Raw genomic sequence first — 23301 nt, forward strand, 5'->3', positions numbered from 1 at the left:
GGGGTCCGGACCCGGCGGTTAGGGTCGGGGCATGAGCCTGAGCCTGACGGAAGAACTCTGGGCGGCGATCGAGCCGGTCTACGCCGAGATCCTCGACCACCCCTTCATCGCCGGCCTCACCGACGGCACCCTGCCGCGCGAGGCGTTCCGCCACTTCGTCGTGCAGGACTCGCACTACCTGCGCGACTACGCCCGTGCGCTCGCCGTCTGCGCCGCCAAGGCGCCCGGCGAGGAGGTGCGGGCCTTCGCCGACGACGCGATCGGCGCGCTGGCGGCGGAGCAGGGCATGCACGCCGAGTTCCTGGACGCCTTCGGCGACACCGCCGAGGAGGCCGCCGCCGAACCGGTGCTGCCCACCACCCGCGCCTACACCAGCTACCTGCTCGCCACCGTCTACGGCGGCTCGTTCGCGGAGGCGGTCGGCGCGGTGCTGCCCTGCTACTGGATCTACGCCCGGGTCGGTGAGCGGCTGCTCGCCCAGGGGTCCCCGGAGCCGCTCTACGCGAAGTGGATCGCCACCTACGGCGACGAGGCGTTCCAGTCGGTGGTGCGGCGGGTGCTGGCGCTCACCGACCGGCTCGGCGAGGAGATCTCCCCGGCCGAACGGCGGCGCGTGGTCGAGCACTTCGTCACCACCTCGCGGTACGAGTGGATGTTCTGGGACGCCGCGTGGCGGCGGGAGGCCTGGCCCGTCTGACCCCGCCGCGGGCCGTTCCCGCAGGTCGTCCCCGGTGCTCCGGCGGGTGCTCCGCCGGGGCTCCGGGCGGGGGCCGGTCCGGGGGTTCCCCCGGGGTCCGGGGTAAGGGGGATCTCCGGGTTCTCTCCGGGCCGTCGGCTCTCGTTCGGCCACTTGCGTCGCCGTACGATCGAAGTACCGAGAACGAGCGGGATGCGGCACCGGACGGCAGCCGACCCCAAGGGGAGAGAAGGAACGGACATGGCTGAGCTCTGGAAGTCGCTGCCCTCGTGGGTGCGGAACATCGTGGTCCCGGTACTGGTGCTGGTACTCGCCTGGAACGTCATCGGACTGGCGTTCAGCCTCGTCGGCGCCCTGCTGAGCCTGGCCGTCAAGCTGCTGGTGGTGGTCGGCATCGCCGCCGCCGTGGTGATCCTGGTGAAGAAGGCCGCCAGGAACTGAGCCCGCCCGTCACGGACGCCCGCACCCTCACCGGGGGTGCGGGCGTCCGCCGTTGTCGAGCAGCAGGACGGTGTCGAGGTCCCACAGCGGGCGCCAGCCCTGGGTGCGGGCGCGGGCCAGGTCCAGGGTGACGCTGCGGGAGAGCTGGTCGACCGCGTACGGCGTCAGGCCGGGGACCCGCCCGGTGCGGGCGGCCAGCCGGGCCAGCGGCACCGGGACGTGGTGGAGCCGGGCCCGGACGCCGTGGGCGGCGAGCACCGCGCGGACCGTCTCGTCACGCCGGTAGTGGCGGGCGTCCGCGATGTTGTAGGCGCCCGGTGCCCAGGGACGGCGGCCGGGCCGGCCGGCGCCGACGGCGGCCAGACAGGCGTCGGCGAGGTTGTGCACGGCGGTGAGGCTGAGCCGGACGTCCCCGCCGGGCAGCAGCAGCCGCCCGTACCGCACCCGTTCCAGCAGCCGCGGCACCAGGTGCGGGTCCCCGGGCCCGTAGACGGCGCGCGGGCGCAGCACGACCGCCCCCGCCGCGAGCGCGAGCCGTTCGCCGGCCGCCTTGGTGCGCCCGTACGCGTTGAGGTGGCCGCCCGCGGTGGGGTGGTGCTCCTGGACGGACTCCCGGCCGATCCGGGGGTCGTAGACGCTGGCGCTGGAGACCCAGACGACCGGCAGGTCGCCGGCGGCGCGCAGCAGGCGCTCGGTGCCGGTGACGTTCACGGCGTACTGCCCGGCCTCGGCGGCGGAACCCGGGGGCAGGTCGGCGACGGCGGCGGCGCAGTGCACCACGGCGTCGACGCCGGTGAGGTCGGGGTCGGCGGTGGCGGCGTCCCAGTGGACGTGGCGGCCGACCGGGCCCGGGCGGCGGCCGTGGCAGACCACGTCGAGGCCGTGGGCGACGGCGGCGCGGGCGACGTGCGAGCCGCAGAAGCCGCTCGCGCCGGTGACGGCTATCCGCATCGGGGGGCTCCTCGGTCGGGGGCGGTGCCGGGGTCGGGGCTGGGGCCTGGCGCCGGAGTGCGGGTGCGCCGGACGGTGAGCTCCGCCCAGCCGGGGAGGGCGGCGCGGCGGTCGGCCCGGGCGCGGGTGACCACCGGGCGGTACGGGGCGAGGGCGAGCAGGAGGTCGGCGAGCAGGGCCCGGGCCGCACCGGCGCCGGGGCAGGCGTGCGGTCCGGCGCCGAAGACGGCCTGGGTGGCGGCCGGTCCGGGGGTCGGCACCGGCCGGTGGGCGAGGGCGGCGTGCCGGGCGACCAGGACCAGCCGGTCGCCGGCCCGGATCCGGTGGCCGGCCAGCACGGCGTCGGCCGCGGCCACCCGGGGGAGCAGCGGTGAGGGAGAGGTGAGGCGGAGCAGTTCGGCGGCGAGGGCGGGAGCGGTGGCGGCGTCCACCGACGGCCAGAGTCCGGCGTCCGCGCACCAGGCGGCCGCCCGGGGGAGGGCGGCGACGGTGGTGTTGACGGCGGCCACCGCGATCATCGCGTCCAGTGGGTCGGGGAGCAGCACGGCCAGCTCGGTGGCGCGGGCGGTGGCGCGGGCGGCGGAGGCCCGGGCGGCGCGGGGTGTGCGGGGGCCGGGCAGGTGGTCGCGGGCGGCGGCTGCGGCGGCCCGGGTGGCGGTACCGGCCAGGGCGTGCGGGCAGGCCGTGGAGCCCGTCAGCGCGGCAGCCGTCACCCCGGCCAACTCCTCTGCCAGCGAGACGAGTTCGATCGGTCCGTCGGCGAGTGCCGGGATCCGGTCGGCGAGCACGGCCTGCCAGTGCGGCCGGATCCGCTCCACCGCCGCCGAGCCGAGGTCGCTCGCCAGCGTCCGCCGGGCGGACCGGTGTTCGGCGCCGTCCTGGTCGAACAGGAGGCCGCCGTCGGTGAGTCGGGCGGCGGCCCCGCCGGTGGTGCCCGGGGCGGTGCGGTCGAGCGGGATCCGGGTGAGCGCCTCGCGGTAGGCCTCGGCGCCGTGCACCAGGACGGTGCGGCCGAGCCGGACCACCGGGCGCCGCCGGGTGACGGCGAGCAGGGCGAACAGGACGGGGTGGCTGCGGAGGTAGACCAGGCGGTCGCGCCGCCGGGCGGTGCGGTCCGGGGCGGCGAGCTCGGTGGCGCCGAGCCCGGCGCTGCTGCCTTCGCGGTCGGCGGCGGGCGCGCCCCGGTCGAGCCCGCTCATCCGGACAACTCCCTCGCGCAGTAGGCGGATGCGGCCGTCCGGTCGGGCTTGCGGGAGCGGCCGGCCAGGGGGACCTCACCGAACAGTACGGCGTCCGGACGGGCCGCGCCCATCCGGCCCAGCGGCCCCTCCAGCGCGGCCCGCAGCCGGCCGGGGTCGGTGCCGCGGACGGGCTGGACGAGGGCGACCAGCCGCTCGTCGCCGTCCCCGGCCGGGATGCCGACCAGCACCGCGAGTTCGACGCCCGGCAGGTGCAGCGCCGGTTCGTAGAGGCCCGGGTAGATGTTCTCCGCGCGGCGCAGCACCATGTCCTTCAGCCGGCCGGCGAGGACGATCCGGCCGTCCGCCCCGAGCGCGGCACGGTCGCCGGTGCGCACCCACGGGTCGGGCTCCTCACCGAGGTAGCGGTGGCGGGCGCCGGGGCCGGTGAGCAGGAGTTCGCCGTCCGGACCGAGGTCGGTGCGGACGCCCGGCAGCGGGGCCCCGACCAGGTCGCCGGGCCCGGTGAAGGCGCTCTTCTCGGCCTCCTCGACGGCCGCCGCCGGGAACAGTTCGGTGAGCGCGTACACCCCCCACGCCTGCTCGGCGCCGGCCCGCTTGACCCGGCGGAGCAGGTCGGCGTCGGCCGGCGCCGAGCCGGTCCAGACCCGGCCGGTGAACCGGGCCCCGGCGGCCAGGGCGGCGCGCAGCTGCGGTGGGGTGAGGTAGGTGTGGGCCGGTGCCAGCCGGGCGAGTTGGCGGGCCAGCGCGCCCGGTGTGCGGGCCGGCAGCGCGACGGCGGCGCCCGCGGCGAGGGCCGGGGCCAGGACGAAGAAGGTGCCGCCCAGGACGGTCGTCCCCGCGCGCGGTTCGACCAGGTCGGTGACCGTCCGCAGTCCGGCGGCCAGGCCGTCCCGGGTGTGCACCACGGCGCGCGGGCGGGCGGTGGTGCCGGAGGTGAAGACGATGACGGCGTCGGCGTCGCGGCCGTGGCCGTCGTGGCCCGGGACGCGGGGCACGGAGGCGCCGAACCGGCCGGTCCGCAGCCGGGGCGCGCAGCCGGGCAGGCGCCGGCCGAGGGTGGCGACCGGGCCGAGCGCGCCCAGCGGGGGCAGCGCGAGACCGGCGCGGCGGGCCAGCGGCCCGGCCCAGCCGGCCACCGCCTGGGCGGCGGCGTCGGCGAGCACCAGGGCGGGCTGGGCCAGCGCCAGCCGGGAGGCCAGGACGTCGGGCCCGGCGGCCGGGTCGAGGACGGCGGTCCGCAGGCCGAGCCGGTGCGCGGCGAGCAGGACGGCGAGCGCCCGGGGGCCGGGGCGGACGGCGACGCCGAGGGTGTCGCCGGCTCCGAGGCCGCGGGCGTGCAGGGCGGTGGCGTAGGTGCCGGCGAGGTCGGCGAGTTCGCCGCGCCGGATCCCGACCCGGGTGGTGCCGAGCCGGGTGTGCCGCAGCACGGCCGGGCGGTCGGGGTGGACGGTGCGCAGGGCGTGGGCGAGCCGGTCGAGCATGGGTTTCCTCGGCGAGGGAGTCTGGCGGGGTCGGGGTCGGGGTCGGGGTCGGGGTCGGGCCGGTGGCCCGGGGGCGGGGCGGGGCGCCGTCGCGCTCAGCGGACGTCGACGGAGCGCGGGCCGGCGCCGCGCTCCAGGTACCAGCGCGCGGTGCCGACCACCCCGTAGGCGCGGATCCGGCGGGTGGAGTTCTGCACCACCATGTCCCGGCGGTGCACGATCGCGGTGGAGTGCCGGCGGACCCTGTTGATGAACGTCCGGTCGGTGGGCGAGGGGCGGCGCGGCATGCCGCCGACCGCCCGGTACAGCTCGGCGGTGATCGCCATGTTGTTGCCGGCGTGCATCCGGTACGGGGTGAGGTAGCCGTGCCGGCGGCGGTGCGCGGGCCGGATCCGGCCGAAGAACGCGCCCAGGGCGACCAGCACCCGGAAGACGGTGCGGCCCGCCGGCCCGTGCTCGTCCCGGCGGGCGGTGACCCGTCCGCAGACCAGCCCGCCGCAGGCGAGCAGTCCGGCCCGGGCGGCCGCGCTCCAGCCGGGTTCGGGCAGGCAGTCGGCGTCGGTGCGGGCGAGCAGGGTGGCTCCGCGGGCGATGGCGTGCCGGAAGGCGGTGTCGACCGCCGAGCCGACGCCCTTCTCCGGCTCGACCAGCACCTCGACCGGGAAGGGCGCCCGGGCGGCGAAGGCCCGGACGGCGGCGACGGTGCCGTCGGTGGAGCCGTTGTCGGCGACCAGCAGGGTGAACTCCCGGTCCCGCTGGGCGGCGAGGGCGTTCAGGGCGTCGGCGATCCGGGCCTCCTCCTGGTAGGCGGGGACGACGACCCAGAGTTCATGGCCGGCCGCGGGGGCCGGGGCGGCTCCGGGCGCGGGCGGGGTGTTCACGACGCCTCCCAGACCATCGTCATCAGGCTGACGCCGCCGCCCAGGCCGATCAGCAGTACCTTGTCCCCCGGGTTCAACTCGTGCTGTATTCGATCCAGTTGGATGCCGAGCGTCGCGCTGGCGACATTGCCCAGCTCGGGCACGGTGACCACCAGCTTCTCCGCCGGCACGCCGGTGAGCTCGACGAACCGCTCCAGGTAGGGGAGGGTCACCTGGTGCACCAGGACCCGGGCGTAGTCGTCCCAGCCGAGGCCGGTGCGGGCGGCCACCCGGGTCAGGATGTGACCGCCGATCCGCTCGAAGACCCCGCGCAACTCCTTTCCACTGCCCCGGAAGTAGCTGTACTCGTCGCCGCGCGGGTGGCGTGAGCCGCCGCCCGGGATGCCGCCGACCTCCCAGTGCTCGGAGGCGGTCTCGGTCTCGACGTCGAGGATGCCGCCGCGCTCCACCGCCTCGACCACCACGGCCGCGCCGGCGTCGCCGAAGGTGTACCCGGCGAACCCGTCGCGGAAGGCGGCGAGGCCGTCCGGGTCGCGCCGCATCGCCCGGCTCGGCGTCTCGCCGGTGACCACCAGCGCCCTCCGGGCCCGGCCGGCGAGGATCATCGCGCGGGCCAGGTCGATGCCGTTGAGGAAGCTGTTGCAGGCGTTGCTGACGTCCAGCGCGTGGGCGCGGGAGCCGAGTTCGGCCTGCACGAGGTGGGCGGTGGCGGGCTCGCAGACGTCCCGGGTGGCGGAGGCGTACAGCAGCAGGTCGAGGTCGAGCGGGTCCAGCCCGCGGGCGGTGAGCGCGCGCCGGGCGGCGCCGACGGCGAGGGTGGAGGCGTACTCCCCCTCGGCCGCGAAGTGCCGGGTGACGATGCCGGTCGCCTTCTCGAAGGTCCGCTCCGGCAGGCGGAGCCGGCCGCCGGCCGTGACCTCGTCCTGGAGCTGCTGGGAGGTCAGGCGGCGGGCGGGGAGGTGGGCTCCGACGGCGGTGATGCCGATCCGCGCGGTGGCTGCAGGGTGCATACCCCCATCGTCCTGCGGACGCGCCCGCGCCCACCTGAGTACCCGTACTCAGGTGGGCGCGGGCGGGCTACCCAACCGCGTCACTCCTCCCCGGGCACCCGGTCCACCGGGACCTGCTGGGCCGGGACGGTACGCACGGCGGTGCCGGGCGACGGTGCCGGTGCCGGTGCCGGTGCGGCCTCCGGACCGATCGTGGTCAGCAGCTGCCGGGCCAGACCGAGTCCGGTGCCGCCCATGGTGAGCGCCTTGGCGAACAACTCGCCCATCCCGTCGGCGCCGTTGAGCAGCACCATGTGCTCGACGTTGCCGAAGGACTCGGCGGCGGCCAGCACGATGTCGGGCCACTTCTCCGCCAACTCCTGTGCCACCAGGGCCTCCTGGTTCTCGGCCAGCGCCTCGGCCCGGGCCTTGAGGCCCTCGGCCCTGGCGAGCCCGAGCGCCCGGACCGCCTCCGCGTCCGCCAGGCCGCGGGCCTCGGCGGACGCGGCCTCCGCCTCACCGGTGGCCCTGGTCGCCTCGGCGGCGGCCAGACCGCGCAGCTTGGTGGCCTCCGCCTCGGCCTGGGCCGCGATCCGGACCCGGCCCGCCTCGGCCGCGGCCTTCAGCTCGGTCTCCTGGGCCTGGGCCTGCGCGGCGGAGATCCGGGCGTCGCGGTCGGCGTCCGCCGTGGTCCGGGTGTCGTAGGCGCGGGCGTCGGCCGGCTTGCGGACGTCGATCTGGAGCTGCTGCTCCTTGCGCTGGGCCTCCAACTCGGCGACCCGGGTCTCCTGGACCACCACCTGCTGCCGGGCGGCGGCGTCGGCGAGCGGTCCGGCCTGCCGGGCCCGGGCGCTGGCGGTGTCCATCTCGGCCTGGTACGAGGCCTGTTGGATCTCGCTGTTGCGGGTCGCCTCGGCCTTCCGGGCGGCCGCCTCCTGCTCGGCCTCGGTGGCCAGCCGGTCGGCGTCGGCCTGGGCGATCCGGGCGTCCCGCTGGACGGCTGCGGCGTGCGGGATGGCGAGGTTCTTGATGTAGCCGGTCGGGTCGATGATCTCCTGGATCTGCAGGGTGTCGATGATCAGCCCGAGCTTCTCCATCTCCAGGCCCGAGGCGGCCCTGGTCTCCCCGGTGAGCCGCTCGCGGTCGCGGATCATGTCCTCGACGGTGAGCCCGCCGACGATCGACCGCAGGTGGCCGGCGAAGACGTTGTGGACCCGCTGGCTGATCAGTTTCTGCTGGTCGAGGAAGCGCCGGGCGGCGTTGGCGATCGACACGTCGTCGTCGCCGACCTTGAAGATCACCACGCCCTTCACCCGTACCGGGATGCCCTGCGTGGTGACGCACTCGACGTTCAGTTCGGCCTCGTTGAGGTCCAGCGAGAGCCGCCGGACGCCCTGGAGGCCGGGGGTGACGAGGGTCCCCCGGCCGGTGACGATCCGGAAGCCCAGTCCGTCGCCGACCCCCTCGGTCCGGTGCCGGGAACCCGAGATGATCAGCGCCTCGTTCGGCTCCGCCACCCGCCACATGAGCTTGAAGAGTGTGATCCCGATGAGCAGCACGGCGGCCACTGCTCCGGGGATGAGATAAACCATGGTTCAACTCCCCCTTCCGGCGCAGGAGATGCGCCGATTCGGATTGTCCGCTCGGGCCAATCCGATGGAAAGGGAAGTGACATGGCGGACTGTCACAAGGTCGTCACGGGCCGATCGGGGCCACGTAGACGGTGCGCGGCGGCTGGTACTCGATCACCAGCACCGGGGTGCCGACCGGCAGCCGGTCCCCCGGAACGGCGAGGTAGGCGAGGAACGCCTCGGCGCCCTGGCGTTCGGGGACGTGCACCATCACCTCGCCGACCAGCCCCGTGCCGACCACCCCGGTGACCCGTCCCGTGCTTCCGACCACGCCGGCCTCCCTCTCGTCGTCCCCCGCCGTCGACCCCGGCGTCGACCCGGTGACTGCCAGTCTGCCCGTCCGGGGCCCGCTTGCCCGTCCACTCGGCCGTCCACTCGGCGGTCCGCCCGGCCGTCCGCCCGTCGCGGGCTGTCCGGCGCGTCACCCGGCGGCCACCGCCCCGACCCCCTCTGGACCTCCGGCGATCGGCTCGCTACGGTGTTGGACGTCATGCGCAGGCAACACCGCCTGCGGACACGGGAGCTCGGAGCACCGGGCTGAGAGGGCGCTGACCGGAACGTCACTGGACGTGCCGACCGCTGCGTCGACCGCAGGAACCTGACCGGGTAATGCCGGCGTAGGGAGTAGAAGGTCTGATGACCACGTTCGACGCACAGCCGCAGCCTGCCCGGAACTCCGCCGCCTCCAGTGCCGGCACCGGCTACCCGACCCCGGCATGGCGCAAGGCCTACCGCGACGGATCCCGCCCCGACCTGCGCGTTCCGTACCGCGAGGTCGTGCTCACCAACGGGAGGACCGTCCCGCTCTACGACACCTCCGGGCCGTACACCGACCCGGCCTACGAACCCGACGTGCGGCGCGGCCTGCCGGCCCTGCGCGACTCCTGGATCCGCCAGCGCGGCGACGTGGAGGAGTACGACGGCCGGGAGGCCCGCCCCGAGGACGACGGCATCAAGCACACCTCGCCGCGCGGCGGGAACCTGCGGAACCTGGACGCGGTGTTCCCCGGACGGCCCCGCCGCCCGCTGCGCGGCCGGGGCGCCGCCGTCACCCAGCTGGCCTACGCCAAGCGCGGGACGGTGACGCCCGAGATGGAGTTCGTGGCCCTGCGCGAGGGCCTGGAGCCCGAGTTCGTGCGGGAGCAGGTCGCCCGCGGCCGTGCCGTCATCCCGGTCAACGTGAACCACCCCGAGGTCGAGCCCGCCATCATCGGCACCGACTTCCTGGTGAAGATCAACGCCAACATCGGCAACTCCGCCGTCACCTCCTCGATCGAGGAGGAGGTGGAGAAGATGACCTGGGCCACCCGCTGGGGCGCCGACACGGTCATGGACCTCTCCACCGGCCGCAACATCCACACCACCCGCGAGTGGATCCTGCGCAACTCCCCCGTGCCGATCGGCACCGTGCCGCTCTACCAGGCGCTGGAGAAGGTCGACGGCCGGGCCGAGGAACTCAGCTGGGACGTCTACCGCGACACGATCATCGAGCAGTGCGAGCAGGGCGTCGACTACATGACGGTCCACGCCGGCGTGCTGCTCCGGTACGTCCCGCTGACGGCCCGTCGCAAGACCGGCATCGTTTCGCGCGGCGGCTCGATCATGGCCGCCTGGTGCCTGGCGCACCACCAGGAGAACTTCCTCCACACCAACTTCGAGGAGCTCTGCGACATCCTCGCGGCCTACGACGTCACCTTCTCGCTGGGTGACGGCCTGCGGCCCGGCTCGATCGCCGACGCCAACGACGAGGCGCAGTTCGCCGAGCTGCAGACGCTGGGCGAGCTGGGCCGGATCGCCCGCGCCAAGGACGTCCAGGTGATGATCGAGGGCCCGGGACACGTCCCGATGCACAAGATCAAGGAGAACATGGACCTCCAGAAGGAGATCTGCGACGACGCCCCGTTCTACACCCTCGGCCCGCTCACCACGGACGTCGCGCCCGCGTACGACCACATCACCTCGGGCATCGGCGCCGCGATGATCGCCTGGTGGGGCACGGCGATGCTCTGCTACGTCACGCCCAAGGAGCACCTGGGGCTGCCCAACCGGGACGACGTGAAGACCGGCGTCATCACCTACAAGATCGCCGCGCACGCCGCCGACCTCGCCAAGGGCCACCCGGGCGCGCAGGACTGGGACGACGCGCTCTCCGACGCCCGCTTCGAGTTCCGCTGGGAGGACCAGTTCAACCTGGCCCTCGACCCGGAGACGGCCCGCGAGTTCCACGACGAGACCCTCCCCGCCGAGCCCGCCAAGACGGCCCACTTCTGCTCCATGTGCGGGCCGAAGTTCTGCTCGATGAAGATCTCCCACCAGATCCGCGAGGAGCACGGGGACGGATCGACCGCGGTGGCGACGGAGTTCGACGCGGAGGCGCTGGCCGGCATGCAGGCCAAGTCCGAGGAGTTCGCCGCCCAGGGCAACCGGGTCTACCTCCCGCTGGCCGACTGACGCTCCTGCCCTTGGACGAGCCCTCCCCCGGACACCGGTGGAGGGCTCGTCATCGAATCGGCCGGCCCTGGTGTCTGCATTTTGCAGCTAGTGATGCTAGAGTGCAGATATGACGGCACTCACCATCCGGGATGTCCCGGACGATCAGATCCAGACCCTGAAGGTCCGCGCCGCCCAGGCCGGCAAGTCGCTCCAGGCATTCATGCAGGACCTGATCGCAAGAGAAGCGTCCAAGCCCACGATGGCGGAGATGATGGAGCGGCTGAACCGGGAGACCACCGCCCGTGTCAGCGCCACCGACATCGTCGCTGCCATCGACGAGGGGCGAGCCGGGCGTTGATCGTCATCGACTGTTCCGCTCTGGTTCTCGTCCTCACGGCCCACGGCCCCGACGGAGAACTCATCCGGAGCCGTGTGGCCGAGGCGGGGGACGCCTACGCTCCCACCCTCCTGGACTACGAGATCCAGTCGGCCCTCCTCGGCATGCAGCATGGCGGCAAGCTGACCGAGAGGGAGGTGGAGAGGGCGGTCGTCGCCTACCAGCTGCTTCCCATCGTCAAACGGGAGACGCTGCCGTTCTGGGGCAGGGTGAGGAAGCTGCACGACAACCTCAGTGCCTACGACGCCCAGTACGTCGCCCTGGCGGAAGCCCTCGGCGTTCCGCTGATCACCAGCGACGCGAGGATCAAGCGCAGTGGGTCGGCGAAGTGCGACATCGAGGTCTTCGCTTCGATTCGCCCCTAGGTTCCGTCCGGTCGATCATGTGCGGAGCCAGATAACAAGGGCTGCTGCGGTGACGGTGCCGAGGTAGACGTATCCGCGTTTGTCGTATCGGGTGGCGACGGCTCGGGCGTGCTTGAGCTTGTTGATGGCCCGTTCGACGGTGTTGCGCTTCTTGTATCGCTCCTCGTCGAAGCCTGGTGGCCGTCCGCCGCGTGAGCCTTTGCGCAGGCGGGCGGCGCGGCTGTCCGTCTTCTCGGGGATGGTGTGCCGGATTCCGCGCCTGCGCAGGCAGGCGCGGCACGGCCGGTTGCTGTAGGCCTTGTCGGCGGCCAGGCTGTCGGGTCTCTTGCGGGGCCTGCCCGGGCCGGTCCGCGGGACCCGGATCTTCTCCAGGACGGGTTCGAACTGTGTGCAGTCCGCCCGCTGTCCCGCGGTGATGATCAGGGACAGCGGGCGGCAGCGGCCGTCCGCGCTCAGGTGGACCTTGGTGGTGAAGCCGCCGCGCGAGCGGCCCAGGCCCTCGCCTCCCGCACCACCTCCGCCAGGCGGTCGACGAGGCTCTGCCACGGCGTCTCGTCCTGGTGTTCTCCCTGCCCATCCCCCTTTGGTCCAAGGGCTGGTGGCGGGTCGCTCCGGGCGCCGGCCGCGTGCTGGTGTGCGCGCACGACGGTGGAGTCGACCGAGATGTCCCAGTCGATGTCGCCGGCCGCGTCGGCCGCGGCCTGGACCTGTTGCAGCAGGCGTTCCCAGGTGCCGTCGGCCGACCACAGCCGATGGCGCTCGTAGACCGTCTTCCAGGGCCCGAACCGCTCGGGCAGATCGCGCCAGTGCACCCCGGTCCGCACCCGGTGAAGAATCCCGTCGATCACCTGCCGGTGGTCCCGCCACCGGCCACAACGCCTATTGCTGACCGGCAGGAACGGCCTCAGCCGTTCCCACTCGGCATCCGTCAGATCTCCCCGCCCCATGCCCGAACCAACGAACAAGACGGGCGATAGTCACATGATCGGCCGGACAAGTCCTAGCCGGTACGGCCCTTCCGCGTTTCCCCCGGACGCCGGTGCCCCCGGACGGCGACGGCCGTCCGGGGGCACCGGTGACGGGTCAGCCCCGGGCCTGGGTCCGGCGGCGCTTCGTGTAGAGGACCGCGCCCGCGCCGAGCAGCACCAGGACGCCGCCCGTACCGAGCAGGGCGCCGGTGTTTCCGGCGCCGGTGGCCGCCAGGTGGGTACCGGCCGCGGTGGAGGTCGGGGAGGGGGAGGTGTGCGCCGCCGGGACGGCCTGGTTGCCGGGCGCGGTGGTCGGGGCCGTGGCCGTGGCCGCAGCCGTGGCGGGCGCCGTGCCGGGGGTCGTGGCCTTCGACGGGGCGGTGGTCGCGCCGGCACCGGGCGCGGTGGACGGCGCGCCCGGGCTGGGCTGGGCGGTGGAGGCGGACGGCTGGGGGGACGGGACGGGGGTGCCGTCCACGGTCAGCGACGCCTTGATGATGGTGTAGACCGGGCCCTGGTCGGTGTCCGGGAGGAGGCTGAGCGTCTCGGACAGGCTGTTCCACTCCCCGGTGTAGCCGTTCAGCGACAGCCGCAGCGGGTAGTGGTGGGTCGCGCCCTTGCCGAGACCGCCGGTCACGGGAGGCAGCTTCCAGACGTTGTCGGTGCCGGGGACGGTGACCCAGGAGCCGCCCTGCTTCACCTCCAGCTTGAGGTCGGCCGGGACCTTGCGGGAGCCGTCGCCGAAGCGGAGCGTCGGGGTGATCGCCGCTTCGACGGGCCCGCCGTTGTTGGTCAGGAGGAGGTCGGTCTCGAACGGCTTCCGGTACGACACGGTGCCCTGGAGGTCGGCGAAGTCCTGGTGGAGGGCGCCCGTGGGGGCGGCGACCGGCAGGGTCAGCGGGGCGCTGTTGGTGCTGTCGCCCTCGTCGTTGAGCAGCGTGACGGTCAGCGCGGTGACGTCGGCCGGGAGCGAGGCCTTGACGTCGAAGGAGACCGCCCAGGTGTAGGTCGTGCGGGCCGGCACGGTGAAGGGCTTGGAGGCCATCCCGCCCTTGGGCACGATGGCGCCGGCGAAGCCGTCGTTCCCCCAGGTCGCGATGTCCCAGGTGTCGGGTGCGGAGATCGCCTTGGCATCGAGTTCGATCCAGGTCCACGACTTGGTGTCGCCGCCCACCGGCTTCACGGCCACCGCCGGGTGGAACCGCTGCTCCTGGTCGGAGTCGTTGGTCACGGTCATGGTCAGGGCCGCACCGACGCCGCCGCGGGTCAGCGGGGCCTGTCCCGCGTTCGGCTCCAGGGTGGCCACCAGCGGCTTGGCGGCGTTCGGGGCCGGGGCGGTCGCGGGGGCGGCGGCCGGGGCGGTCGGGGTGGTGCCGACGGCCGGGGCCTGGGCATGGGCGGTCGCCGGGACGAGCGCGGCGGCGCCGACGGCGATCACCAGCGTGGTGGCGGCGAGGAGGCGGGCGTGGGCGGACGAGCGCACGGACAAGGTGGTGTTCCCCCGGGTGAAGAACCGAATGCGGATGTGTGCCGAGGACCGCTCCGTGGCCTCTGAACGGGCGCTACGGGTGCGACAGGAAGATCCTCTCGGCAGCAGCGTATGCGTACCGAGGCGCATTCGTCACCACGGTTCTCCGCCACCGCGGTGGGACGGACCGCGGATCGTCCGCCGACGGCCTCGTCCGGGTTTCCGCCGGGTGGACGGGGCACTGACGAACGGTGTCGTCGGTGGTCGAGGCCGCGCCGGACCCCTGTACCGGCGCGGCCCCGACCCGTTCACGGGCCTGCCGTCGAGCGGTTCAGGCGGCGTCCTCCGGGTACCAGCGGAGTTCGACGGTGTTGCCGTCCGGGTCCTGGACGTAGACGGAGGTGGCGGTGCCGCGCGCGCCGTAGCGGGGGACGGGGCCCTCCAGGACGGTGAAGACGCCGGAGTCGATGACCTCCTGCCAGTCGAGCGGGTCGACGGTGAGGCAGATGTGGTCGACGTTGGACCCGCCGCGGGGGCCGCCGGTCAGGTCGATGATGGTCTCGGGGGTGATCCGGATCGAGGGGAAGGGGGCCTGTCCGGCCCGCCACTCGTCGACGCGGACGGGCTCCAGGCCGAGCAGGCCGGCGTAGAACTCCAGCGAGCGCTCGACGTCGCCGACGTTGAGCACGAGGTGGTCGAAGGCCTTGACGCGGACGGCGGTCATGGGGGGCTCCAGGCTGGGAGGCGGTACCGGGTGGTGTCCTCTACGATCCGCCGGGCGGCCGGTGCCATCAAGGCGGGATCGGTCAAGGATCGTTGAGCCGGGGTAAACGCCGGAGAGGGGTGGGGCCGGTGCTGGAACGGCTGGAGGTCGAGGTCTTCCTGACGCTCGCCGAGGAACTGCACTTCGGCCGGACGGCCGAGCGCCTGCTGCTCACCACCGGCCGGATCAGCCAGGTGGTGCGGCAGCTCGAACGGAGGGTCGGCGGTCCGCTGTTCGAGCGGACCAGCCGGACGGTCCGGATCACCCCGGTGGGCCGGCGGCTGGCGGACGACCTGGCGCCGCTGGTGACGGGGATGGAGGAGGCGGTGCGCCGGGCGGTGGACGCGAACCGCGGCGTCACCGGGGAGCTGCGGGTGGCCTTCCTCGGGGAGGGGACGGCGCCGGTGCTGCTGAAGGCGGTGGCGCTGTTCACCGCACGGCACCCGGACTGCCGGGTGGACGTCCGCGAGGCCCAGTTGGCGAACACCCGCTCCGGCCTGCTGGACGGTTCGGTGGACGTCCTGATCGCGTCCTACCCGTTCGACGGGATGGCCTGCGGGCCGGTGCTGATGACCGAGCGCCGGGTGCTGGCGGTGGCGGCCGGCCATCCGCTGGCGGGCGAGGAGTCGGTGTCGCTGGAGGTGCTCGCGGACCATCCGGTGGTGCAGTACCCGGCGGTGACCTCGGCGGCCTTCAAACGGGACCGCACGCCCGACCGCACGCCGTCCGGGCGTCCGGTGCCGAAGGGCCCGGCCGGCGGGACCTTCTCCGAGATGCTGACCCTGGTCGCGCTCGGCCGGGGTGTGCTGCCGGTCGGGGAGCACTCCCGGCAGTACTACCCGCGGCCCGACCTCGCCTACGTGCCGATCCGCGACGCGCCGCCGATCGAGCGCGGGCCCGTCTGGCTGGAGGGCAACACCAACGCCCGGGTGCGGGAGTTCGTCCGGGCGGCCGCGGAGGTCGCGGTGCCGTAGGGCCGGGGGGAGGTCGGGGGAGGGCCTCACGGGCGCCGCACCGGGGTCGGGCGGTCCGGGCTGTTCAGGGCTGGTCCGGCGGTTCAGGCGGCGAGTACGGCGGACGGCCGGCGGGCGGCGTCCCCGGTGCGGCGCCGGTAGTAGTGCACGGTCAGGACGGCGAGCAGCGGGCCCCAGAGGCCGAGCGGCAGGTAGGACGCCCAGAAGAGGACGGTCTGGTAGCCGTGGGTGACGAGGCCGCTCGACTCGCCGGTGAGGTCCAGTCCGAAGGCGCCCATCAGCAGGGAGTACGGGAGGATCATCAGCGCGACGGCGCCGAGGCCGGCGGGGACCACCGCGGCCGGGACCGGGACGGGGCGTCCGCCGAGGAACGGGATCCAGCGCGGCCACCGTTCGCCCCAGGTGCTGACCAGTCCGAAGGCGAGGAAGGCCAGCGCCTCGCTGACCAGGCTGAGCACGATCACGAACCACCACAGGCCCCCGGACTCCGGGTCCGCCCCGGCGGCCGGCTCCAGCAGCGGGGCGCCGAAGGTGAACGCGGCGATCCGCCAGAGGCCCGCGGGCAGTGCGGTCAGGCTGGTGGCCCAGGCGGTCCGCACGGCCCAGCGCGGCACTCCGGGGGCGGTCCGGCCGTGCAGCTTCTCCAGGGTGGTGTGGGTGTTCATCGCGTCCCCTCGGGTCGGCGGGCGGCGGTGGCCCGGCTGGTTCCGACGATTCCAGTGCGGGGCGGTCGGGGACGTCGTCACCGGGGGTGAACCGCCTCCCCCGGCGGGGGGAGGGCCGAGGCGGCGAGGAGGAGGCCGGGGAGGCCGGGGAGGGCGAAGGAGCGGAGAGCGGAGCCGGAGATGTGAGGTGCATTTGTCGATTTGTGTCGAATGGCCTTGCCGAAATAGTTGGTTGACATTCCAACATGAAGATCAGATAGTCTGCCGCCCGCGTGAGGGGGGGAATCCTCGCGCAGCCGCCAGGGAAATGCGCGGCCGATTCGGACTTCCGGGGTTGATGTGAGAATTCGTCATGTGCTCATGGCCGCTGCGCTGGTGGCGTCCCCGCTCGCGCTCGTCGTCCCCGCCCAGGCGGCGCCCGGCGCCTCCCCCCACAGCGTGCGGATCGACGGGTTCGCCTCCGTCGAGCCCGGCGGCGGCTGGTCCGAGGGGACGCTGACGGTGAAGAACGACGCCGACCAGGCGGCCACCGCCGAGCACCTGGTCGTCTACATCGGCTCCCAGCAGCTCGGTGTCGACCAGGTCGTCGCCGAGTACGCGGACGGCGAGTCCGGTGCCTGGCAGCCGGTGAAGCTCGTGGCGCAGGACCTGGGCGGCGGCACCGGCGGCCACGAGGGGACGGCCGCCGACCTGACCGGTGCCGCGGTGGAGGTCCAGCCGCACGCCGCGCGGACCTTCAAGCTCCGGCTCAAGCTGGTGCAGTCCGCGCAGCCCGGTCCGGTCACGGACCTCGACCTGGAGGCCTTCCTGACTCCCGCGTTCGGCCGGGACGGACAGGCCGGGGAATGGGTCTCGCGCACCGGGAAGACGGTCAAGGTGACCGGCCTCTCCACCACGATCGAGGGGCTGCCGAAGCCGGTCCCGGCGGACGGGAAGCCGCACGCCTTCAAGGTCTCGATCAAGTCCGCCAACGGGTTCGACTGGCACCTCCGGGCGCCGTCCTTCTTCCTCTGGGCGGGCCAGGAGGTCGGCTCGATGGAGGGCCCGGCCGCCTGTGACGCCCGGGTGGAGGTCCAGGACTCGCGGGACGGCAGCTGGCACAAGGTCCCGCTGGGCGCGGTCGGCATGGTCGGCGGCTCCGTCGACACGACGAAGTGGGCGTCCGGCCCGGTCGGCAACCGGTCGCTCGACGTCCGGATCACCCTCGGGAAGAACTTCAAGGTCAACACCCAGGACAGCAAGCTGGCCTTCGGCTACTACCCGGGCGCGGGCCCGGTGCTGCTGTGGACCGAGCAGGCGCTCAGCACGACGCCGGTCGACGGCGCCCCCGCCTGCGTGGACACGGACGCGGCCTCCCCGGCCGCGACCGGCACGCCGAGCAAGGCGGCCACGCCCGCCGCGACCACGCCGGCCGCGACCCCGGCCGCCGCGACCCCGTCGGCGACCAAGGCCGCCGTCACGCCGGCCGCCGTCACGCCGACGGCCGCCAAGCCGTCCCCCGCGAAGGCGGCCGGGCCCGAGCTGGCCGACACCGGCTCCTCGGACCCCGTCGTCCCGGCGGCCGTCGCGGCCACGCTGCTGGCGGTCGGCGGCGCCGCGCTGGTGCTGACCCGACGGGCCCGGCGCCGCAGCAGCTGACCCGCGACCGGCCCGGTTCCGCGGCCCGCTCCCCGGAGGCCGTCCTCCCGGGAGCGGGCCGTGTCCGTCGGAGCGCGTCCGGCGGGCCGCCCCGGTCGTCGGTCAGCGGTCGTCGGGGCCGGTGAGGGCGTGCGAGGCGACTCCGTCGCCGCCGGACCCGCCGCCGGCCGACCCGCCGGCCCGGGCGGCGGCGGCCAGGTAGGGGGGCAGGGCCCGCCCCCGCAGCGCGCGCTGCCAGTCGGCCCGGGCGTCGGCGAGTTCGGCGGCGAGCTCCGGATCGGCGCCGGCCGGGACGGGCGCGGCGGAGCCGTCCCGCAGGGCGGTGAGGATCAGCCCGACGATGCCCACGGCCATCGCGGCCACCCCGGCGGCGAGCGCCAGCCAGCCCGCGGTGAGCAGGGAGCGGCCGAGCGCGAGGTCCGGGTCGGCGGCGCGCAGGCCGTAGCCGAGCAGGAGCAGCACGAGTGCGGCGGCCCAGGCGAGGATCGGGGTGAGCACGGTGAGCACGGGGATGAGCCCCGCTCCGCCGTCGGCCGAGCTCAGCTGGGCGAGCAGCCCGGGCGCGGTGTGTTCGCCGGCCGGGCCGGGCGGTCCGTGCGGGGACGGCGCGGCGTGCAGGTTCTCGCGCAGGCGCAGGTAGTGCTCGTACTCGGTGGCCGCCGGGGCGGCGGCGGTGTCGGCCTCGTGCAGTGCGCGGGCGCGCAGCTGGTCGGAGGTGGGCGCGCCGGGCGCGCGCAGGGCGGTGAGGACGGTGTCGTCGCGCAGTGCTTCGTCGAGGAGGCGCTCGAAGTCCGGGCGGTCCTCGGCGAGCAGGTGCGGGGCGTCGTTCATGGGGACCCCGTTCATGCAGAACCCCGTTCGCTCCGCCCCGCACGTGAGCGGGGCCGGGGCGCGGAGACGGGCCGCCACACGGGCGGCCGGGTGTGGTGTGTCCCTGATGGTAGGGGCGGGTGGGGCCGGATCGACAGTGGCTTTCCGGAATTTCGCGCCCCGGCCGCGCGGGCGCTCCGGTCCGGGCGCCGGGAACGCACGTTCGGCCGACGCTGCGTCAAACGGTCGGGGCCGGACCGTGAACGGTCCGGCCCCGTGGTGTTCCGGGCGTCAGATGGGCAGCCTGGCGACGAGCAGCCGGCCGTCCATGGTGACTCCGCCGTCCATGGCGACGGCCAGGTCGTCCGCGTAGACGTACGGGCCGGGGATGTGCGGCGGCAGGCCGTCGTCGGAGTGGACCGCTCCGGTGAGGTACGGGATCGGGCTGTGCCCGTGCACGACCCGCGCGCCGCCGTAGGAGGCCAGCAGTTCGCGGACGGCCGTCGGGCCGGAGTCGCCGCGGAAGGCGAAGCGCTTGGTGAAGCGCCGGAAGCAGTCCCACCACTCGTCGACGCCCTCGTCCGCGAGCAGGTCGTGGACGGCGTCGTTCACCTCGGCGATGGACTCGCCGTACTCCAGGTACGCGGTGGTGTCGGAGTGCAGCAGCAGGTGGCCGTCCTCCAGCGCGATGGCGGGCAGCCGGGAGAGCCAGCTGATGTGGTGGGCCTCCAGCCGTTCCAGGTCGTGCTGCTGGCCGCCGTTGAGCCGCCAGGCGGCGAGGAAGGAGGCGGTGCCGGCGGTGGACTGGACGGGCTCGTCGCCGTACCGGGCGGCGCCGAGGAAGAGCAGTTCGTGATTGCCCATCAGGGCGCGGCAGTAGCCGCCGGCGGCGGCGGCCTCGGCGGCGAGCTGCATGACCAGGTCGATGACGCCGATGCCGTCCGGGCCGCGGTCGGTGAAGTCGCCGAGGAACCAGATCCGGGAGCGGCCGGCGGACCAGTGGCCGTCGGCGTCGATCAGGCCCTGGTGGCGCAGGGCGGCGAGGAGTTCGTCGAGGTAGCCGTGGACGTCGCCGACGACGTAGAGCGGGCCGGGCGGCTCACCGGGGCCGGGGGCCGGGTAGGGGTGGTAGGCCAGGCCCGGTTCGGCGAGCGGGGGGCCGAGTTCGATGGTCGGCGGGTCGTCGCCCTGCCCTTCCCGGTGGTCGGGGTGGTTCTGGTGGCCGGCGTGCGCGTGCGCGGGGCGGTCGGCCGGCGCCGGCGGTTCGTAGCCCGCTTCGTAGCCGGGGTGCCCGCCGTGGGAGCCGTGGCCGTCGCCGTGCGGGCCGTGGCCGTCGGCGTGGGCGCCGGGGTGGCCGTCGACGGGTCCGTGGGCGTGCACGGTCTGGCCGCCGGGGCCGGTGCCGTGCTCCGCCCCGGGGGCCGGCCAGTGCTGTTCGAGGTACCGGGCTCCGCCGTAGCCGCTGTAGGTCTCGGCCTCGTACGGGGTCTCGGAGTAGCCGACGGCGGGCTCCGGTTCGTAATAGGTGCCGTATGGCAGCACGTCGAGGTCCGGCTGGTGGCGGGGGCCTGAGTCCGGGTGTTCAGGCCCGGGGAAGCGGTCCTCGGGTGTCATTCGCCCATCATAGGAAGACCACTCTCCCGGCGTCGTCACCTGGTGGGTATCCAATCCTCCGGAGCGTCAGCCGGGCGGTCCGTCAGGTCCGTTTTGTCCCGACTGGGCATGGTCTAGACCGCGACCCCGAGGGGCGCCGTCGCGGGGTCACACCTCGCCCGGCGGGCGGGGCGGGCTGACCGTGGTGCGCGGGCTCCGCCGTTGCGAGGACGCGCGGACGATGAGCTCGGTGGGCATCAGGGTGCCGGGCGGCGGTCCGGTGCCGGCGGTGCGGAAACGGGGCGGGAAGAGCCGGGCGATGTCGACGCCGGTGCCGGAGTCCACTCCCTCGATGGCGTCGATGAGCAGGTTGACCACCGTGGTGCCGATCCGGCGGGGCTTGAGCGAGAGCGTGGTGATCGGCGGCTCGGTGGTGGCGTAGACGTCGCTCTCGCTGCAGCAGACCAGCAGCAGGTCGTCCGGCACCCGCAGCCCGTACCGGCGGGCGGCGGCGAGCAGGTCGGTGCCGTTGGGGTCGAAGAGGCCGTAGACGGCGTCCGGGCGGTCGGGGCGGGCGAGCAGCCGGTCGGCGGCGACGGCGCCGGCGGCCGGGTCGTGCGCGGGGTAGGTCTCGTAGACCGGCTCCTGGCCGACCTTGGCGCACCAGCCGAGGTAGGCCTCGGTGGAGAGCCGGGTGTAGGTGTCGGTGCTGGTGCCGGTGAGCAGGCCGATCCGGCGGGCGCCGGCCTCGGAGAGGTGGTCGAGGATGCCGAGCACGGCGGCCTCGTGGTCGTTGTCGACCCAGGCGGTGACCGGGCAGTTGCCGGGCTTGCCGTCGCTCACCACCGGGACGCCGGACCGGTACAGCTCGCTGACCAGCGGGTCCTGGTCGGGTGGGTCGATCACCACGGTGCCGTCGAGGGCGATGTTGCCCCAGACGTCGTGCCGGGAGGAGGCGGGCAGCACCACCAGCGCGTAGCCGCGGCCGAGGGCGGCGCTGGTGGCGGCCCGGGCCATCTCGGCGAAGTAGGCGAACTCGGTGAAGGTGAACGGCTCTTCGCCGTAGGTGGTGACGGTCAGGCCGATCAGGCCGGACCGTCCGGTGCGCAGGGTTCGGGCGGCCGCCGAGGGTCGGTATCCGAGGCGCTCGGCGACTTCGCGCACCCGGCTTCTGGTCTCGTCGGGCAGGCGGCCCTTCCCGTTCAGCGCGTCGGAGACGGTGGTGATCGACACTCCGGCGGCTGCTGCCACATCCCGGATGCCGGCCCGCTCCAGACGCCGTGAGGTGGTGGGTCGCCGACCGCTCTGGTTGGCTGCTGCTGTCATGGCGGACCGATCGTATGGCTCCTGACAAGGGTCTGTGACCGGCGCATCGGGAGCCCTTGGAGATACGTTTCTCCGAGAGTGAGCCTGTGTGCGCCCCTTCGATACCCGCACGAAACCAGCCGTCTTACCTCTGACATGTGCCATAGGAACCCGCCAGAATGGCTGATCTGCGTCTGTAACCCGACCGGGCATCTCACTCCTACGGGTGAGCGCGATCGGTATCGTTCAGGGCACCCGACCGGGGTGGACCGGGTGCGTTCCGACTTCCCGGGCACGGCGGTGATCCCGACCGTGGCGGGCGAACGCAGCGGAGACTACGAAGGAGAACGACCGTGACCGCAGCACAGGGCCCCCGCCTGAGGCCGACGCTGGACGGCATCCCCACCTACAAGCCCGGCAAGCCCGCCGGCGCCGACGCCTACAAGCTGTCCTCCAACGAGAACCCGTACGAGCCGCTGCCCGGCGTCCTGGAGGCCGCGGTCGCCGCCGCGGGCAAGCTCAACCGGTACCCGGACATGGCCGTCACCGAGCTCACCGCCGAGCTGGCGGAGCACTTCGGCGTCCCCGCCGAGCACATCGCCACCGGCACCGGCTCCGTCGGCGTGGCCCAGTCGCTGATCCTCTCCGCCGCCGGCCCCGGCGACGAGGTGATGTTCGCCTGGCGCTCCTTCGAGGCCTACCCGATCATCACCCAGGTCGCCGGCGCGACCCCGGTCCCGGTGCCGCTGACCGAGGGCGGCGACCACGACCTCGACGCGATGCTCGCCGCGGTCACCGAGCGGACCCGGCTGATCTTCGTCTGCAACCCGAACAACCCCACCGGCAACGTGATCCACCGCGCCGAGCTGGAGCGCTTCCTGGACGCCGTCCCGGCCGACGTCCTGATCGTCATCGACGAGGCGTACATCGAGTTCATCCGCGACCCCGAGGTGCCCAACGGCATCGACCTCTACCGCGACCGCCCCAACGTCTGCGTGCTGCGCACCTTCTCCAAGGCGTACGGCCTGGCCGGTCTGCGGGTCGGCTTCGCGATCGCGCACGAGCCGGTGGCGGGCGCGCTGCGCAAGACCGCGGTGCCGTTCGGCGTCACCCAGCTCTCCCAGGACGCGGCCGTCGCCTCGCTGCGCGCCGAGGAGGCCCTGATGGTCCGGGTGGAGGCCCTGGTCGAGGAGCGGAACCGGGTGGTCGCCGGGCTGCGCGCCCAGGGCTGGGAGATCCCGGACTCGCAGGCGAACTTCGTCTGGCTGGCGCTCGGCGAGCGCTCGCAGGACTTCGCGGCCGCGTGCGCCGAGGCCGGCGTGATCGTCCGGCCGTTCCCGGAGGGCGTGCGGATCTCGATCGGCGAGGTCGAGGGCAACTCGATCTTCCTCGCGGTGGCGGAGGCGTTCCGCAAGGAGCTCTGACCGTACGCTCCGCGGCGTTCCGGGAGCCGGGTCCGGCGGCAGTGCGCCGCCGCGGCCCGGCTCCCGTCCGTTCGGGGGCCCTCCCGTCTCTTCGGTGCCCTCCGCCCGGCCGGGCCGGGCCGTGTGGCGGCTCCGCGGGGCCGCTCCGTCCGGACGGATCAGGAGTGGCTGTGGATGGCTGGGAGACTCCTGGGAGATCGGTCAACGGCCGGTCCTGCGGCGGCC

22 protein-coding genes are annotated in these 23301 nt (G+C 74.3%); 8 read left to right on the forward strand and 14 right to left on the reverse strand.

The features are described 5' to 3' along the window. Nucleotides 1-31: 31 nt before the first annotated feature. Both tenA and OG550_RS19120 read left to right on the forward strand, forming a co-directional pair. On the forward strand, nt 32-697 hold the full coding sequence (tenA, locus tag OG550_RS19115; protein WP_327679141.1) for a thiaminase II: 666 nt from the start codon (nt 32-34) through the stop codon (nt 695-697). 240 nt (nt 698-937) lie between these two features. Next, complete coding sequence (locus OG550_RS19120; RefSeq protein ID WP_327679143.1) at nt 938-1138, forward strand: DUF5326 family protein; 201 nt, start codon at nt 938-940, stop codon at nt 1136-1138. Between the two features lie 27 nt (nt 1139-1165). On the opposite strand, the gene OG550_RS19125 is transcribed toward OG550_RS19120, so the two are convergent. The 7 genes from OG550_RS19125 to OG550_RS19155 form a co-directional block, all read right to left on the reverse strand. After that, nucleotides 1166-2089, reverse strand: coding sequence for an NAD-dependent epimerase/dehydratase family protein (locus OG550_RS19125; protein WP_327679145.1), 924 nt, complete (start codon nt 2087-2089; stop codon nt 1166-1168). Beyond that, complete coding sequence (locus OG550_RS19130) at nt 2080-3288, reverse strand: cytochrome P450 (protein ID WP_327679147.1); 1209 nt, start codon at nt 3286-3288, stop codon at nt 2080-2082. The genes OG550_RS19125 and OG550_RS19130 overlap by 10 nt, the downstream gene beginning before the upstream one ends. Continuing rightward, nucleotides 3285-4772 (reverse strand): class I adenylate-forming enzyme family protein, encoded by a 1488-nt coding sequence (locus OG550_RS19135; protein WP_327679149.1) that lies wholly within the window; start codon nt 4770-4772, stop codon nt 3285-3287. Before OG550_RS19135 ends, OG550_RS19130 begins: the two co-directional genes overlap by 4 nt. A 95-nt stretch (nt 4773-4867) precedes the next feature. Next, on the reverse strand, nt 4868-5653 hold the full coding sequence (locus tag OG550_RS19140; protein ID WP_327679151.1) for a glycosyltransferase family A protein: 786 nt from the start codon (nt 5651-5653) through the stop codon (nt 4868-4870). Continuing rightward, a complete protein-coding gene (locus OG550_RS19145) occupies nt 5650-6663 on the reverse strand; it encodes a 3-oxoacyl-ACP synthase III family protein (protein ID WP_327679153.1) in 1014 nt (337 codons plus the stop codon). Before OG550_RS19145 ends, OG550_RS19140 begins: the two co-directional genes overlap by 4 nt. 80 nt (nt 6664-6743) lie before the next feature. Further along, a complete protein-coding gene (locus tag OG550_RS19150) occupies nt 6744-8234 on the reverse strand; it encodes a flotillin family protein (RefSeq protein WP_327679155.1) in 1491 nt (496 codons plus the stop codon). Between the two features lie 103 nt (nt 8235-8337). Further along, entirely contained in the window at nt 8338-8544 is a 207-nt protein-coding gene (locus OG550_RS19155; RefSeq protein ID WP_327679156.1) for a hypothetical protein, read from the reverse strand. 365 nt (nt 8545-8909) lie between these two features. On the opposite strand from OG550_RS19155, the gene thiC reads away from it, so the two are divergent. The 3 genes from thiC to OG550_RS19170 all read left to right on the forward strand — a co-directional run bounded on the left by thiC (nt 8910) and on the right by OG550_RS19170 (nt 11468). After that, nucleotides 8910-10724, forward strand: a complete 1815-nt coding sequence (gene thiC / locus OG550_RS19160) for a phosphomethylpyrimidine synthase ThiC (RefSeq protein ID WP_327679158.1) — start codon at nt 8910-8912, stop codon at nt 10722-10724. A 109-nt stretch (nt 10725-10833) separates the two neighbouring features. Further along, nucleotides 10834-11064 carry a FitA-like ribbon-helix-helix domain-containing protein gene (locus tag OG550_RS19165; protein ID WP_033348302.1) on the forward strand — a complete coding sequence of 77 codons (231 nt, stop codon included), beginning with the start codon at nt 10834-10836 and terminating at the stop codon, nt 11062-11064. Beyond that, nucleotides 11061-11468 carry a type II toxin-antitoxin system VapC family toxin gene (locus OG550_RS19170; protein WP_327679162.1) on the forward strand — a complete coding sequence of 136 codons (408 nt, stop codon included), beginning with the start codon at nt 11061-11063 and terminating at the stop codon, nt 11466-11468. Before OG550_RS19165 ends, OG550_RS19170 begins: the two co-directional genes overlap by 4 nt. Before the next feature lie 15 nt (nt 11469-11483). Here the strand turns inward: OG550_RS19170 and OG550_RS19175 are convergent. The 3 genes from OG550_RS19175 to OG550_RS19185 all read right to left on the reverse strand — a co-directional run bounded on the left by OG550_RS19175 (nt 11484) and on the right by OG550_RS19185 (nt 14628). Then, nucleotides 11484-12415, reverse strand: a protein-coding gene (locus OG550_RS19175) for an IS5 family transposase (RefSeq protein ID WP_442906159.1) whose coding sequence is annotated in 2 segments (ribosomal slippage) — nt 11484-12037 and nt 12037-12415 — 933 coding nt in all. Because the reading frame shifts where the segments join, the coding sequence is not laid out codon by codon here. Between the two features lie 136 nt (nt 12416-12551). Continuing rightward, nucleotides 12552-13925: an LPXTG cell wall anchor domain-containing protein gene (locus OG550_RS19180; RefSeq protein WP_327679164.1), complete on the reverse strand. Its 1374-nt coding sequence runs from the start codon at nt 13923-13925 to the stop codon at nt 12552-12554. Between the two features lie 310 nt (nt 13926-14235). Next, the gene (locus tag OG550_RS19185) at nt 14236-14628 is read right to left on the reverse strand and encodes a VOC family protein (RefSeq protein ID WP_327679166.1); all 393 of its coding nucleotides are present in this window, start codon (nt 14626-14628) and stop codon (nt 14236-14238) included. Nucleotides 14629-14756: 128 nt separating this feature from the next. On the opposite strand from OG550_RS19185, the gene OG550_RS19190 reads away from it, so the two are divergent. Continuing rightward, nucleotides 14757-15641 (forward strand): LysR family transcriptional regulator, encoded by an 885-nt coding sequence (locus OG550_RS19190; RefSeq protein ID WP_327679168.1) that lies wholly within the window; start codon nt 14757-14759, stop codon nt 15639-15641. A gap of 83 nt (nt 15642-15724) precedes the next feature. Here the strand turns inward: OG550_RS19190 and OG550_RS19195 are convergent, their stop codons facing one another. After that, a complete protein-coding gene (locus OG550_RS19195) occupies nt 15725-16306 on the reverse strand; it encodes a hypothetical protein (RefSeq protein WP_327679170.1) in 582 nt (193 codons plus the stop codon). A gap of 354 nt (nt 16307-16660) precedes the next feature. Between OG550_RS19195 and OG550_RS19200 the strand changes: the two genes are divergently transcribed. Then, nucleotides 16661-17944 (forward strand): hypothetical protein, encoded by a 1284-nt coding sequence (locus OG550_RS19200; protein WP_327679172.1) that lies wholly within the window; start codon nt 16661-16663, stop codon nt 17942-17944. A gap of 102 nt (nt 17945-18046) precedes the next feature. Here OG550_RS19200 and OG550_RS19205 read toward each other — a convergent pair whose 3' ends face one another. From OG550_RS19205 to OG550_RS19215, 3 genes are all read right to left on the reverse strand, one after another. Then, nucleotides 18047-18790, reverse strand: a complete 744-nt coding sequence (locus OG550_RS19205; protein ID WP_327679174.1) for a hypothetical protein — start codon at nt 18788-18790, stop codon at nt 18047-18049. 255 nt (nt 18791-19045) lie between these two features. Then, nucleotides 19046-20368 (reverse strand): metallophosphoesterase, encoded by a 1323-nt coding sequence (locus OG550_RS19210; protein WP_327679175.1) that lies wholly within the window; start codon nt 20366-20368, stop codon nt 19046-19048. A 147-nt stretch (nt 20369-20515) separates the two neighbouring features. Beyond that, the gene (locus tag OG550_RS19215) at nt 20516-21673 is read right to left on the reverse strand and encodes a LacI family DNA-binding transcriptional regulator (RefSeq protein WP_078879728.1); all 1158 of its coding nucleotides are present in this window, start codon (nt 21671-21673) and stop codon (nt 20516-20518) included. Nucleotides 21674-22005: 332 nt separating this feature from the next. Here OG550_RS19215 and hisC point away from each other — a divergent pair, with 332 nt between their 5' ends. Continuing rightward, entirely contained in the window at nt 22006-23076 is a 1071-nt protein-coding gene (hisC, locus tag OG550_RS19220) for a histidinol-phosphate transaminase (protein ID WP_327679176.1), read from the forward strand. Nucleotides 23077-23301: the final 225 nt, after the last annotated feature.

Origin of the sequence: Kitasatospora sp. NBC_00458 (genome assembly GCF_036013975.1) — a bacterium.
Taxonomy (GTDB): domain Bacteria; phylum Actinomycetota; class Actinomycetes; order Streptomycetales; family Streptomycetaceae; genus Kitasatospora.